The following is a 13,803-nucleotide window of genomic DNA, read 5'->3' as shown; positions in this document are numbered from 1 at the left end:
CGTTACTATGGCACCCAAGCCAAATGTAGGCAAGCCCCCGCACCAACCTCGCCGCTATCGGTCCGATCTGCGCAAACTGCAGGCCGAACAAACGCGGCAGCGCATCGTCGCCGCCGCAACCGACCTGTTCGCGGCCGACGGCTATGCCCGCACCACGCTGGCGAAGATCGCCGCAGCGGCCGGAGTGTCGGCTGAAACGGTGCAGGCCCACGGCCCCAAGGCTGCGCTGATGGTGGCGGCCATGGAGTACGCGACGTTCGGCGTCTCCGGGGAGGAGAACTTTCTCAACCTCGAGATGGGACGCCGGTTCCTCGACATCGCAGACCGCGATGAGGCGCTGGACTACCTGGTGTCCAACCAGACGGAGTTGCACGACCGTGGCGCCGATATGGCACAGGCGCTCATCGGAGCGGCGGCGTCCGACCCCGAGTTGGATCGGTATCTCGGCGAGCTCTTCGCCGGCGTCACACTGCAGAACCGGCGAATCCTGACCATTGTCCGCGATCGCGGATGGCTCCGCGACGACCTCTCCTTCGATGAGCTGGTCGGCACTGTCGCGATACTGTCGGGGGTCGAAACTTTCTTGCGCGTGACGCGTCGCGACGGCTGGAGCGTGGCCCGCTACCGGAAGTGGCTTCGCCGCATGATCGCCGAGACCGTGCTGTCGCCCGGCTAACCGGTGCCGGACACCAGCCAGCGCCCGGACGAGGCGCGCCAGCCGACGAAGACCAGCCTCAGGACCATGAAGGTGCTCAGGCCCGACCAGATGCCGAGCAGGCCCCAGCCGAACACCAGTGACAACCAGATCAGCGGCAGGAATCCGATCAGCGCGCTGGCCAACGTCGCGGTGCGCATGAAGGCAGCATCGCCGGCGCCGAGCAGCACCCCGTCGAGCGCGAAAACGACTCCGGCGACCGGCAATTGCGCCACCATGAACCACCACGGCACCCTGATCGCGGCGAGCACCGACCGGTCGTCGGTGAACAACGACGGCAGTACCGAGGCGCCCGCCGCGAACACCAATGCCAGCACCGCGGCGGCGACCGTTGAAAAGATCGTCACTCGCCATGCCACCGACTTCGCATGCCGGGGCCGGCCCGCGCCGAGTGCGGCACCGACCAGCGACTGTGCGGCGATCGCCAGCGAATCCAGCACCAGTGCAAGGAAATTCCAGAGTTGCAGCACCACCTGGTGCGCGGCAACGGCCGCAGCACCGAACCGGGCGGCCACCGCAGCGGCCGAGACGAAGCAGGCCTGGAATGCCATGGTTCGCACCACCAGGTCGCGGCCCATCACCACCTGGGCCCGCAGCACCGCGGTGTCCAGTCGCAGCGGCACCTTCTCGGTCAGCAGCGCGCGGCAGAACAGGATGGCGGCCAACCACTGCCCCACCAGGTTGGCGATCGCCGAGCCGGCCAGCTCCAGGCGCGGCAGGTCCAACCAGCCGTAGACGAGCAGCGGGCACAGCACGGCCGAGACGCCGAAGCCGATCAGGACGTAACGCAGCGGGCGCATGGTGTCCTGCACACCTCGCATCCACCCGTTGCCGGCCGCGGAGATCAGGATGGCCGGCACGCCGAAGATCGCGATGCGCACCCATGGCATCGCGGCGGCGGCGATGTCGCCGCCGCTGGACTTCGAGCCCGCGATCGCCGACACCAGCGGAACCGCGGCCAGTTGCACCGCGGCCACGATCGTCACGCCCATTGCCAGCGCGAGCCAGGTGGCCTGCACGCCTTCGCCGACCGCTGCGGCCCGATTGCCCGCGCCGAAGAAGCGGGCCGAGCGGGCCGTCGTGCCGTAGGACAGAAAGGTGAGCTGGGCGCTGACGACGGACAGGATCAGACCGCCGATCGCCAGGCCCGCCAGGCTCAACGCGCCCAGCCTGCCGACGATCGCGATGTCGAATAACAGGTAGATCGGCTCGGCGGCCAGTACCCCCAGAGCGGGCAGCGCCAGCGCCGCGATCCGCAGGCTGGTTAAGGATTCTCCGTCGGACTCAGCCAAGAGCGGCGGTCAGCTGCGCCACCACGTCGTCGATCGGTCCGGCCGCGGAGTACCCGGCCGCCAACGTGTGGCCGCCGCCGCCGAACCCGCTGGCGACCTTGGCCAGGTCATAACTCTTGGCCCGCATCGACACCGACCAGTGTCCGGGCTCGATCTCCTTGAAGACCGCAGCGACCTCGGCCTCGTGAGTGGTACGCACGATGTCGACGATGCTCTCGACCTCTTCGGACCGGCTCGCCATCCAGTCCTCGTGAGCGACCACCGCATACACCAGCCCTCGGCCACCCGTCGCCTCAGGCAACAGCTGGGCACTCGACAGCACTCGGGACAGCAGCGGCAACCACACGAACGGATGAGTGTCGAACAACTCCCGGCTGATCGCGGCGTTGTCCACGCCGAGCTCCACCAGACGCGCGGCGAGCCGCAGTGCGCCCGGCGATGCCCACCGGAACGAACCGGTGTCGGTGGTCAACCCGGCGTACAGACACGATGCGACATCGCAGTCGATGGTCTTGCCCCACGCGTCGAGCAGCTCGGAGACCACCATGGTGGTCGAATCCGCTCCGGCGTCAACAAGATTCACGCTGCCGAACAAGGTGTTCGATTTGTGGTGGTCGATGACCAGAACCGGACAGCCCAGCTGGGTGAACTCCGACAACGCGCCGAGCCGGTTCACGCTGGGGGCGTCGACCGTCACCACCAGATCGACGTCGCGGCGCATATCGCCGGGCGCCACCAGCAGGTGGCCACCGGGCAGCATGCGCAACGACTCCGGCAGCGTCGCTGGCGTCGCGAAGCTCACTTCGACGTCGACACCGTCGCGCTCGAGGATCAGCGCCAGCGCCAGACCGGCACCCACGCTGTCGGCGTCGGGGTGCACGTGGCAGATGACGCTGACCGCGCTCGCGTCGCGCAGGACCTCGACGGCGCCGTGCGCATCCACCCGCCTGCCGAGGCGGGTGATCTCAGTCGTCGAGTCGATCGCGGTCACCGGCGTCCTGGTTGTCCTGATCCGAGGCTCTGACATTTCCCGGGTCGCTGCGCTCCTGCGCAACGGCCCCCTCTTCTCCTACCACACGGTACGGCTGCGCGTCTCCCGCAGGAGTGGCCCCGGCCCGAATCCGGGCCACGTCGGCGTCGGCCGCGCGGGCCTTGGCCAACAGCTCCTCCATCTTCTGCGCGGTGTCGGGCACCTTGTCCAGCACGAAGGAGAGGGTCGGGGTGAACCGCACGCCGGTGCCGGCACCGACCCTTGTCCGCAACGTGCCTTTGGCCCGTTCGAGAGCCGCGGCCGCACCCGCATAGTCCGGCTCGTCATCGAGGGTGTTGCCGCGCACCGTGTAATACACGGTGGCGTCGTGAAGGTCGCCCGTCACCTTGGTGTCGGTGACCGTCACGAACGCCAGCGGCGGATCCTTGATCTCGAACTCGATCGCCGAGGCGACGATGGTGGCGATCCGCTTGGAGAGTCGCTTCGCCCGTGCGGGGTCAGCCACCTTAGGTGCGCTCCTTCTCGACGAGCTCGTACGTCTCGATGACGTCGCCTTCCTTGATGTCGGAGTACGTCAGCGTCAGACCGCATTCGTAACCCTCGCGCACCTCGGTGACGTCGTCCTTCTCCCGCTTGAGCGAAGAGACCGTGAGGTTCTCGGCGATGACGACGTTGTCACGCAGCAACCGCGCCTTGGCGTTGCGCCGCATGATCCCGGACTGCACGAGGCAGCCGGCGATGTTGCCGACCTTCGACGACCGGAAGATCGCGCGGATCTCGGCGCGGCCGAGCTCCTTCTCCTCGTAGATCGGCTTGAGCATGCCCTTGAGCGCGCTCTCGATCTCGTCGATCGCCTGGTAGATCACCGAGTAGTACCGGATCTCGACACCTTCGCGGTTGGCCAGCTCGGTGGCCTTGCCTTCGGCGCGGACGTTGAAGCCGATGATGATCGCATCCGACGCCGACGCCAGGTTGACGTTGGTTTCGGTGACGCCACCGACGCCGCGGTCGATGACGCGCAGCTCCACTTCGTCGTCCATCTGGATGCCCAGCAGAGCCTCCTCGAGCGCCTCGACCGTGCCGGAGTTGTCACCCTTGAGGATCAGGTTCAGCTGGCTGGTTTCCTTCAGCGCCGAATCCAGGTCTTCCAGGCTGATCCGCTTGCGGGTGCGGGCGGCCAGCGCGTTGCGCTTGCGCGCGCTGCGCCGGTCGGCGATCTGGCGGGCGATGCGGTCCTCGTCGACAACCAGGAAGTTGTCACCGGCACCCGGCACCGACGTGAAGCCGATGACCTGAACGGGTCGAGACGGCAACGCCTCGGTGACATCCTCGCCGTGTTCGTCGACCATGCGGCGCACGCGGCCATAGGCGTCGCCGGCAACCACGGAGTCGCCGACCCGCAGCGTGCCGCGCTGGATCAGCACGGTCGCCACCGGGCCGCGGCCGCGGTCCAGGTGCGCCTCGATGGCCACACCCTGGGCTTCCATATCGGGGTTGGCCCGCAGGTCCAGTGCCGCATCGGCGGTCAACAGCACCGCTTCTTCCAGCGCCTCGATGTTGGTGCCGTTCTTGGCCGAGATGTCGACGAACATGGTGTCGCCACCGAAGTCCTCGGCAACCAGGTTGTACTCGGTGAGCTGCGCCCGGATCTTGGCCGGGTCGGCGCCTTCCTTGTCGATCTTGTTGACCGCGACCACGATCGGAACATCAGCGGCCTGCGCGTGGTTGATCGCCTCCACCGTCTGGGGCATGACGCCGTCGTCGGCGGCGACCACCAGGATCGCGATGTCGGTGGCCTTCGCACCACGGGCACGCATGGCGGTGAACGCCTCGTGGCCCGGGGTGTCGATGAAGGTGATCGGGCGCTCGACACCGTCGTGCTCGACGGTCACCTGGTAGGCGCCGATGTGCTGGGTGATCCCGCCGGCCTCGCCCTCGCGGACGCTGGCCTGACGGATGGTGTCCAGGAGCCGGGTCTTGCCGTGGTCGACGTGACCCATGACGGTGACCACCGGCGGGCGGACCTCGAGGTCGCCCTCGTCGCCCTCGTCCTCGCCGTAGGTGAGGTCGAAGGACTCCAGCAGCTCGCGGTCCTCGTCTTCCGGCGACACGACCTGCACGACGTAGTTCATCTCGCCGCCGAGCAGCTCGAGCGTCTCGTCGCCGACCGACTGGGTCGCGGTCACCATCTCGCCGAGGTTGAACAGCGCCTGGACCAACGCGGCCGGGTTGGCATCGATCTTCTCGGCGAAGTCGGACAGCGATGCGCCGCGGGCCAGCCGGATGGTCTCGCCGTTGCCGTGCGGCAACCGCACACCGCCGACGACCGGCGCCTGCATGCTCTCGTACTCGGCGCGTTTTGCGCGCTTCGACTTACGGCCACGACGCGGGGCTCCGCCGGGACGACCGAACGCACCGGCCGCGCCACCGCGCTGGCCGGGACGACCGCCGCCACCACCGGGACCGCCACCGGGACGGCCGCGGAAGCCACCGGCAGCAGCTCCGCCGCCGGCGCCGCCGCCGCCACCGGGACCGCCGGTGCGGTAATTACCGCCACCGCCACCACCGGGACGACCGCCACCCGCGCCACCACCGGGGCGGGGACCGCCGCCGGGACGCGGGGCACCGGGACGACCAGGCGCACCGGGTCGGGCGCCGGGCGGGCGAGGCGGCATGTTGCCGGGTGTGGCACCGCCGGGACGCGGGCCGCCCGGTCCGGGGCGTGGGCCGCCGGGGCCTGGCCGTGGGGCGCCGGGGCCCTGCGGGCGCGGTGCAGGACGCTCGACCGGCTGGGCCGAGGAGAAGGGGTTGTTGCCGACGCGCGGCGGCCGGGGCATGCCCGGCTTCGGCGCGGCCGGTCCCGGACGCGGACCGGGCGTCGGCGCCGCGGGACGGGCCGGCGCGGGTGCTGCGGATGCCGCAGGCGCGGCCGGAGCCGCAGGTGCGGGTGCGGGTGGCGCCACGGGAGGCGGCGCAGCCGGCGCCGGGGCCGCCGGCTTGGGTGCGGGCGCCGCAGGCGGCGCGGTTGCGACGGCGTCGGACACCGGCGCGGGCTTGGGTGCCGGGGCTCCGTTTCCGGCGGCCTTCGCCGGAGCGGCCTTGGCCGGAGCCTTGTCGGGTTTGCCGCCGCCGAACGACTCCCGCAGACGGCGGGCGACGGGGGCTTCCACCGTCGATGACGCGGACTTGACGAATTCGCCCTGATCGCTCAGCCGGGCGAGAACTTCCTTGCTGGTGACACCGAGTTCCTTGGCCAACTCGTGTACGCGGGCCTTACCTGCCACTACATCTCCTACTCAAGAGGCGACAGCGGTGGTAGGCCGCGCCTCGGGTTTAGCTACGACGCATGGTCATCGTCGGGACTTCACGGTGTGCTCATGTTCTTCGCTGCCTGTTCTCTTGCCGGGCTGGCTGAGTCATTCAGCGCCCGTATGGGCTCTGACGTGCTCGACCACCGCGGATGTATCCGGTGAACCGGTGATGCGCAACGCTCGCCCGAAAGCTCGCCGTCGAAACGCTGCCTGAAGGCACCGGTCATCGGGGTGCAGCCACGCACCCCGCCCCGGGAGGTTACCTGCCTGGTCAACGGTTAGGGCGCAAAGCCCGTTCCCGTTCGACACAGCCACCACTCGGAGGAGATCGACGGCCAACTCTCGCTTCCGGCACCCGACACATGTCCGCACCGGTCCTTCGGTACGTCGATGCGGTCTCTCGGGGGCCGGAGTCTCGCGCTGGATCACGGCATAGTCTACCGTCATCGCGGCATTGCTCAGAACCACCCTTCGCCGGGCGGCGTCAGCTCGATTTGTCCTGATATTTGGAGTATCCGCCGCGTCCGACAACGCCCGCCTGGTCGGCGGGCAGCGTGGCGGCCCGGGCGCCTAGCTCCAACGCCTGGTCGAGATTGATGTAGATCCCCGCTCCCTGACGACCGGTGGCGACAATCCCCCCGCCGAAGCGGCGCAGCGCCTCGTCGAGCCGATCGAACAGACCGGCGGCGGCGTCGAAGTTCGAGTAGGCGTCGGACGTCTTCTCGGCACCGAGAAACTCGAAGGCAGCCCCACCCAGCAGGATCGACATGTCCCTGGACGCCGTGGCGCGGACGTCGAACGTCTCGCCCGGGGGTACGGAGTACTCCAGTCCGACGACGCCGGCCGGGCAGTTCAGTGTCTTCCACTCCCCATAGTTGTTGAACCGGTGCGCACGCACGCCGGTGTCGTGGGTGTACAGCCACTGGTAGCCATGCCAACTCGTCGGATAGTCGAGAATGCGCACCACGCCGACGACCAGGTCACGCCGCCCCGATGCCTGGGCGAGCGCGGTGGACAGCTCGGTGAGACCGAGACTGGCGGCCAGGTCGTCGGGCCGGCCGGTCCAGATGATCCGCCGGCAGGACACCACCTGATCCCCGCCCGGCCCCGTCACTGTGACCGCGTACGGACCGCCGCCCGAGCCGGTGATCGCCGACACCTTCGAGTTGAACAGCCAATTCACCTGATGCTCAAGCGATTCGGCCAATCGGGTCCACAGAACTCCGGCTCCACCGTGCGGGTAGAGGAACCTGTCCGTCGGCTCATCTGCTCGCGTCGAGTTACGCAGCCGCGGCAGTGCGGTGGCCAGCACCGAGGCGAATCGCGGTGAGAGGATGCGCTGCGACGCCCACGCCGCCGGAATGTTCCGCGGGTCGATGCCGAACACCTTGCGGGCGTGCGGCGCCATGAACGTTTCCGACAGGTATGGCCCGTACCGGTTCTTCACCCAGTCATCGAGCGTGTCGTCACTGCGGCCGGTGGGTGCGGTCAGCTTCCAGGTGATGAGCGAGGCGGCCCCACGCGCGCGGACCCACAGCGGCGCGCAATCGCGGAACTGCCGCCAGTCGAAGGGATAGCTGACCACGTAACCGTCGCGCAGAATTCCGCTGCGGCGGTCGATGTCGGACATCGCAATGCCACCGAGCCGGGCGGCGAGATCGAGCCACACCCGCCGCTGCTCGGCTGTCGACGACAGCAGTCGATGACCGCCGATGTCCACCTCATGGCCGGCCACGGTTGCCGCGCGCGCCAACCCACCCACCTGGCCGGTGTGTTCGACGACGGCGACCGACGCCCCTGCCGCGACGCACGCGTCGGCGGCGCTCAGACCGGTCGGCCCGGCCCCGACGACGAGCACGTCGACCGACAGCGGAGCGGCGTGATCTGACAACGAAATTTCCCCCCTTTGACCGACGGTGCACCCCACCGATCATTGACGCTGTACTACGAGCTTGCTGACCGCTCGGCTCGCGTCAGTGCTCCACGTCGTGAGACGCGGCGGGCTGTGCGTCGCCTTCGGGTGCCGCCGCGTCGCTGCGAATGTCGATGCGCCATCCGGTCAAACGCGCCGCCAGTCGGGCGTTCTGCCCCTCCTTGCCAATCGCCAACGATAGCTGGAAGTCGGGCACCACCACCCGCGCCGCGCGCGTGTTGGGATCGATGACGGACACCGAGACGACTTTGGCCGGCGATAGTGCGTTGGCGACGAATCGCGCTGGGTCGTCATCGAAGTCGATGATGTCGATCTTCTCGCCGGACAGTTCGCTCATCACGTTGCGCACCCGCTGACCCATCGGGCCGATGCAGGCACCCTTGGCGTTGAGGCCGGGAACCTTTGAGTTGACCGCGATTTTGGATCGGTGCCCGGCCTCCCGGGCCACCGCGACGATCTCCACCGACCCGTCGGCAATCTCGGGCACCTCCAGCGAGAAGAGCTTGCGGACCAGATTGGGGTGCGTGCGCGACAACGTGATCAGCGGTTCGCGGGCACCGCGACTGACCCCGACCACATAGCAGCGCAGCCGGTCGCCGTGCTCGTAGGCTTCGCCCGGCACCTGCTCGGCCGAGGGGATGACACCTTCGGCGCCTTTGGTCTCGCTGCCCAGGCGCACGACGACGAGGCCGCGCGCGTTGGCGCGGGCGTCGCGCTGGATGACACCGGCGACGATGTCACCCTCCCTGGCGGAGAACTCACCATAGCTGCGCTCGTTCTCGGCGTCTCGGAACCGCTGCAACATGACCTGCCGAGCGGTCGTCGCCGCCACACGGCCGAATCCCTCCGGAGTGTCGTCCCATTCGCTGATCAGGTTGCCGTCGGCGTCGGTCTCGCGCGCAAGCACTTGCACCACACCGCTTTTGCGGTCGATCTCGATGCGCGCGTCGGGCTGGTGGCCCTCGGTGTGCCGGTAGGCGGTCAGCAGCGCCGACTTGATGGTGTCGAGCAACTCGTCGACCGAGATGCCGCGATCGATCTCGATCGCATGTAGGGCGGTCATGTCGATGTTCATGCTTCGGCCTCCGTTCCAGCTGCTCCGGCAAGTTCCAGTTCGCGCGGCTTGGGCGTTGAAAATTCAACCTGGACAACAGCTTTGACGATGTCAGCAAGCGGAACCCGGCGCACCGTCCAGTCTTTGCGGTCGCGTACCACCAAGTCGACGGCGCCGTCGGACACGATGCCCAGCCGGCCGGTGACAGTGGTTCCGTCTGCGAGTTCGGCCTCGACTTTGCGGCCATGCGCACGGCGGAAGTGCTTCTCGGCGGTCAGCGGCCGGTCCACCCCTGGTGAGGTGACTTCGAGAACGTAGGAATCCTCGCCGCCGTCGAGGCCGTCCAGCAGGGCCGAGGCCGAGCGGGAGAGCTCGGCGACGGTAGCCAAGTCGAGTGGGTTGTCGCCGGCGGCGATCACAGTGATGTGCGGCGGTCGCGGGCGGGTGTCGATGACGACGTCTTCGATTTCATATCCGGCACGCATGAACTCACCCTCGAGTAGCTCGATCACCTGCTTCTGGGTTGGTAGCCCCGTAGAACGGCCAGCCACGGCGAGCTCCTCATCTTGAGTTGTGCTGATCAGCTGCGTCGGATGCAGGGCTCTGCGAGAGCCAACCACCAAGGATACGCCAGCACAGGCCACCGCAATGGCAGGATGTTGGCGTGCTGAGCCGAGATCCCAGCCCTTTCCCAGGCATCTCCCGACGACGAGTTCTGGTCGGCGGTGGCCGCGGGCTGGCGCTGCTCGCGGTGTTGGGCCCGGCGGGGACCGCCTGTGAAACCCCACCGCCACCCGAGCCCGACCCGCTGGAGCAGCAGGCCGAACTGGCCCGCCACGACAGCGAACTGGCGACCGCCGCGGCCAAGGCCGTTCCCCCATCGCTGGCGCCGGCGTTGACCGAGGTGGCGGCCGAACGTGGGCGGCACTTCACCGTGCTGTCCGCCGAGGTCGCCCGGGTATCCGGCAAACCGGCGTCGGCAACAAGCTCCACCGCGCCGACCACCACGTCGGCGGCCGCAACACCGCCTCCGACGGTGGCCGACGTCGTCGCCGCGCTCCGCAGCTCGGCGGACAGCGCCACCAAGCTGGCGCCCACGCTGGCCGGGTACCGGGCAGGCCTGCTCGGATCGATCGCGGCGTCCTGCGTCACCGCTTACACGGTGGCGCTGCCGCCGGGGAAGGCCGGGCAGTGACCTCACCGACGTCACCGACACCGACGACCACGCGAAACCCTGACCGGCCGTCCGATGCCTCCGCGGCTGCGCTGTTCGACGCGGTGGCCGTCGAGCACGCGGCGATCTACGGGTACGGCATCGTGTCGGCGCACAGCTCCCCAGACGAGAATGAGCTGGTCTCCGAGGCGATGGCCCAGCACCGTGAGCGTCGGGAGGCCGCCATTGCGATGCTGACCGGCCGCTCGGCCAAGGCCCCGGTGCCGGCCGCCGGATATCAGCTGCCGATGGCGGTCAATACGCCCACCGAGGCCGGCAATCTCGCGATCCGCATGGAGGACGACTGCGCTATGGCCTGGCGTGCGGTGATCGAGCAGGCGACGACCGATCAGGACCGCACGTTCGGGGTCGGCGCGCTGACCGAATCGGCGGTCCTGAGCGCGCGCTGGAAGCAGGTGCTGGGCACCAAGCCGGTGACCGAGGCGTTCCCCGGCGGTACCGAGTAACGCCTCAGGCCTGCAGGGCAGCCACGATCTCGGTGACCGCGCCGTCCACGCCGACCTCGCGCTTCTCACCGGTCAACCGGTTGCGCAGTTCGACGACAGCGTCGGCCCAGCCGCGGCCGACCACGACAATCCAGGGCACACCGAGCAGTTCGGCATCCTTGAACTTCACCCCCGGCGACGCGGTGCGATCGTCGAGCAATACCTCCAAGCCGAGCCGGTCCAGGTCACGAGCCAGCTCCTCAGCTCCGGCGCGGGCCTGGGCATCCTTGTTGGCGATCACCACATGCACGTCGAACGGCGACACCGACGCCGGCCAGCGCAGACCCAGCTCGTCGTGTTGCTGCTCGGCGATCACCGCCACCAGCCGGGACACCCCCACGCCGTAGGAGCCCATGGTCAGCCGCACCGGCTTGCCGTCCTCGCCGAGGACGTCAGCGGAGAACGCGTCGGTGTACTTGCGGCCGAGTTGGAAGATGTGGCCGATCTCGATGCCGCGGGCCGACACCAGCGGCCCTGCGCCGTCAGGCGACAGGTCGCCGTCGCGCACCTCGGCGGCCTCGATGGTGCCGTCGGCGACGAAATCCCGGCCGGCCACCAGGTCGACGACGTGCTTGCCGGTTTCGTCCGCGCCGGTGATCCACGCCGTTCCGTCCACCACCCGGGGATCCAGGAGGTAGCGGACTCCGTTGGCCAGCAAGGCTTTCGGACCGATGTACCCCTTTTTCAGGAAGGGGTACCTGGCAAAGTCGGCGTCGTCGAGCATCGCGTACTCGGCCGGCTCGAGGGCGGCGCCAAGGCGCTTGTCGTCGACCTCACGGTCCCCCGGCACACCGATGGCAAGCAGCTCCCACTCGCCGCCGGGCGCCCGCACTTTGAGTAACACGTTCTTGAGCGTGTCGGCCGCGGTGATCTCCCGGCCCAGGTCCGCAGAGTTGGCCCACTCCACCAGGGTGGCGATGGTCGGGGTGTCGCCGGTGTCGTGCACTGTCGGCTCGGGCAGGCCGTCGAACGGCAGCGACTCCGGGACTGCGGTCACCACCGCCTCGACGTTGGCCGCATACCCGGACTCCAGGCAGCGCACGAACGTGTCCTCGCCGACCTCGCTTTCGGCGAGGAATTCCTCAGACGCCGAACCGCCCATCGCGCCGGAGACCGCCGACACGATCACATAGCGAATTGCCATGCGCTTGAACATGTTCTGGTAGGCGTCGCGGTGCGCGTGGTAAGCGGTCTTGAGGCCGTCCTCGTCGACGTCGAACGAGTACGAGTCCTTCATGATGAACTCGCGCCCGCGCAGGATGCCGGCCCGGGGGCGGGCCTCGTCGCGGTACTTGGTCTGGATTTGGAACAGCGTCAGCGGGAAGTCCTTGTAGGAGCTGTACTCCCCTTTCACCGTCAGGGTGAAGAACTCCTCGTGGGTGGGGCCGAGCATGTAGTCGTTCATCCGGCGGTCCTTGAGCCGGAACACCCCGTCGCCGTATTCCGTCCAGCGGTTGGTGGTCTCATACGGCGCTTTCGGCAGCAACGCCGGAAACAGGATCTCCTGGCCGCCGATCGCGACCATCTCCTCGCGCACGATCTTCTCGATCTTGCGCAGCACCCGAAGGCCCAGCGGCAGCCACGTGTACAGCCCCGGCGCCACCGGCCGGACGTAGCCGGCCCGGATCAACAGTTTGTGGCTGGGCACTTCGGCGTCGGCCGGGTCGTCGCGCAGCGTGCGCAAGAACAGCTCGGACATGCGGGTGATCACAGTGGGCAAGCCTAACCAGACGCGACAGCGTCGCGGCTGCCGCGGTGTACGACCGCCGCTCCGATCAGACTGACCACCACGCCACCGACAATCCAGCAGACCAGCACGACGATCGATTGCGTGATGCCATGGCCGTCGAAGTACACGATCCGCCGGATCGCATCAGTGCCCGCACCGTTGGGCAGCCAGGGGCTGATGGCACGCCAGAAGGGCGGTAGCACCGACGGCTGGTAGGCGCCGCCGGCCGACGGGTTGCCGAGGATCACGAAAATCACCACCGTCAGCCCGATCCCGATGACGCCGAACAGGATCTGCAGGGCAATGGTCACGGTCGCCGCCGTCAGCGTCACCAGCGTGCCGATCCCGGCGATCGACCAGAAGTGTCCGTTCATGGCGTGCAGTACCGGCTCAGCCACCACCGCTCCGCCGAAGCCGGACGCCAGCGCGTAGGGCACCGTCGCACCCAGCCGCCACACCGAGCGCCGAAAGGTCGCCGGCCGTGAGCCTTTCGCGATGCCGAGCATCGACGCGAACAGATAACCGCCGACCACCCAGCCCACGACGAGGTAGAACCCGGACAACCCCCGGCCGTCCCCGGAGAACAGCGGGATGACGTCATCGACGGCGACGGTGCGCTGCTTGGCGGCGGTCACCTTGGTGAAGATCTGCTCGAGTGCCGAGGAGACCGCGGTGCCGCCGCCGGATGCCACCAGCAGCCGGTCGTCAGTGCCGGCCGGGTCGAGGATGTAGACGCCGGACACGTCCCCGGTGCGCAACCCTGCGCGGGCGGCGTTCTCGTCGGTCGCGGCCGAAGCGCTGACCGGCTCACCGGCCAGGCCGTTGAGCTGGTCGACGACCTGACCGGCGACCTGTGCCGGGGCGACGACCGCGACGGGGATGCGGTGGGGTGAGGGCGAGTGGAACGCACCGAGGTAGGACAGGATGAACGCGAACTGCAGCAACAGCACACCGACCCCGAGCGCCAGCGTTCGCGGTGCGACCGCATCGCGGAAGCGGTCCTGCCAGGTTTCCGGCGGCTCGGCGGCGACATGTTTGTTCGGGTGCATGTCGACCATT

At 68.6% G+C, this 13,803-nt stretch carries 13 protein-coding genes; 3 read left to right on the top strand and 10 right to left on the bottom strand.

Annotated features, from left to right (window positions below; translation table 11 throughout):
• The first annotated feature begins 7 nt into the window (after positions 1-7).
• A complete protein-coding gene (locus tag AB431_RS29530; RefSeq protein ID WP_052960260.1) occupies positions 8-676 on the top strand; it encodes a TetR/AcrR family transcriptional regulator in 669 nt (222 codons plus the stop codon).
• Here AB431_RS29530 and AB431_RS11360 read toward each other — a convergent pair.
• The 8 genes from AB431_RS11360 to rimP form a co-directional block, all read right to left on the bottom strand.
• A complete protein-coding gene (locus AB431_RS11360) occupies positions 673-2,007 on the bottom strand; it encodes an MATE family efflux transporter (protein ID WP_047330007.1) in 1,335 nt (444 codons plus the stop codon). The genes AB431_RS29530 and AB431_RS11360 overlap by 4 nt on opposite strands.
• A complete protein-coding gene (locus AB431_RS11355) occupies positions 2,000-2,998 on the bottom strand; it encodes a bifunctional oligoribonuclease/PAP phosphatase NrnA (protein WP_047330006.1) in 999 nt (332 codons plus the stop codon). Before AB431_RS11355 ends, AB431_RS11360 begins: the two co-directional genes overlap by 8 nt.
• Complete coding sequence (gene rbfA, locus AB431_RS11350; protein WP_047330005.1) at positions 2,973-3,503, bottom strand: 30S ribosome-binding factor RbfA; 531 nt, start codon at positions 3,501-3,503, stop codon at positions 2,973-2,975. The genes AB431_RS11355 and rbfA overlap by 26 nt, the downstream gene beginning before the upstream one ends.
• Before the next feature lies 1 nt (position 3,504).
• Complete coding sequence (infB, locus tag AB431_RS11345; protein WP_082135642.1) at positions 3,505-6,282, bottom strand: translation initiation factor IF-2; 2,778 nt, start codon at positions 6,280-6,282, stop codon at positions 3,505-3,507.
• Between the two features lie 132 nt (positions 6,283-6,414).
• Positions 6,415-6,756, bottom strand: a complete 342-nt coding sequence (locus AB431_RS29920; RefSeq protein ID WP_144418237.1) for a YlxR family protein — start codon at positions 6,754-6,756, stop codon at positions 6,415-6,417.
• Positions 6,757-6,793: 37 nt separating this feature from the next.
• Entirely contained in the window at positions 6,794-8,200 is a 1,407-nt protein-coding gene (locus AB431_RS11335) for an FAD-dependent oxidoreductase (protein ID WP_047330002.1), read from the bottom strand.
• 82 nt (positions 8,201-8,282) lie between these two features.
• The gene (gene nusA / locus AB431_RS11330; RefSeq protein ID WP_047330001.1) at positions 8,283-9,317 is read right to left on the bottom strand and encodes a transcription termination factor NusA; all 1,035 of its coding nucleotides are present in this window, start codon (positions 9,315-9,317) and stop codon (positions 8,283-8,285) included.
• Positions 9,314-9,847 carry a ribosome maturation factor RimP gene (gene rimP, locus AB431_RS11325; RefSeq protein WP_082135640.1) on the bottom strand — a complete coding sequence of 178 codons (534 nt, stop codon included), beginning with the start codon at positions 9,845-9,847 and terminating at the stop codon, positions 9,314-9,316. The genes nusA and rimP overlap by 4 nt, the downstream gene beginning before the upstream one ends.
• Positions 9,848-9,960: 113 nt before the next feature.
• Here rimP and AB431_RS11320 point away from each other — a divergent pair, with 113 nt between their 5' ends.
• A complete protein-coding gene (locus tag AB431_RS11320) occupies positions 9,961-10,491 on the top strand; it encodes a hypothetical protein (RefSeq protein WP_082135639.1) in 531 nt (176 codons plus the stop codon).
• Positions 10,488-10,976: a ferritin-like domain-containing protein gene (locus AB431_RS11315; RefSeq protein ID WP_047330000.1), complete on the top strand. Its 489-nt coding sequence runs from the start codon at positions 10,488-10,490 to the stop codon at positions 10,974-10,976. Before AB431_RS11320 ends, AB431_RS11315 begins: the two co-directional genes overlap by 4 nt.
• A 4-nt stretch (positions 10,977-10,980) precedes the next feature.
• Here AB431_RS11315 and AB431_RS11310 read toward each other — a convergent pair whose 3' ends face one another.
• Together AB431_RS11310 and AB431_RS11305 are read right to left on the bottom strand one after the other, a co-directional pair.
• Positions 10,981-12,726, bottom strand: a complete 1,746-nt coding sequence (locus AB431_RS11310) for a proline--tRNA ligase (RefSeq protein ID WP_047329999.1) — start codon at positions 12,724-12,726, stop codon at positions 10,981-10,983.
• An 11-nt stretch (positions 12,727-12,737) separates the two neighbouring features.
• Positions 12,738-13,793 carry a membrane protein gene (locus AB431_RS11305; RefSeq protein ID WP_047333314.1) on the bottom strand — a complete coding sequence of 352 codons (1,056 nt, stop codon included), beginning with the start codon at positions 13,791-13,793 and terminating at the stop codon, positions 12,738-12,740.
• Positions 13,794-13,803 lie beyond the last annotated feature (10 nt).

The organism is Mycobacterium sp. EPa45, assembly GCF_001021385.1.
GTDB lineage: Bacteria > Actinomycetota > Actinomycetes > Mycobacteriales > Mycobacteriaceae > Mycobacterium.
The sequence above is the reverse complement of the archived record's forward strand: the minus strand, read 5'-3'. Positions and strand labels throughout refer to the sequence as shown.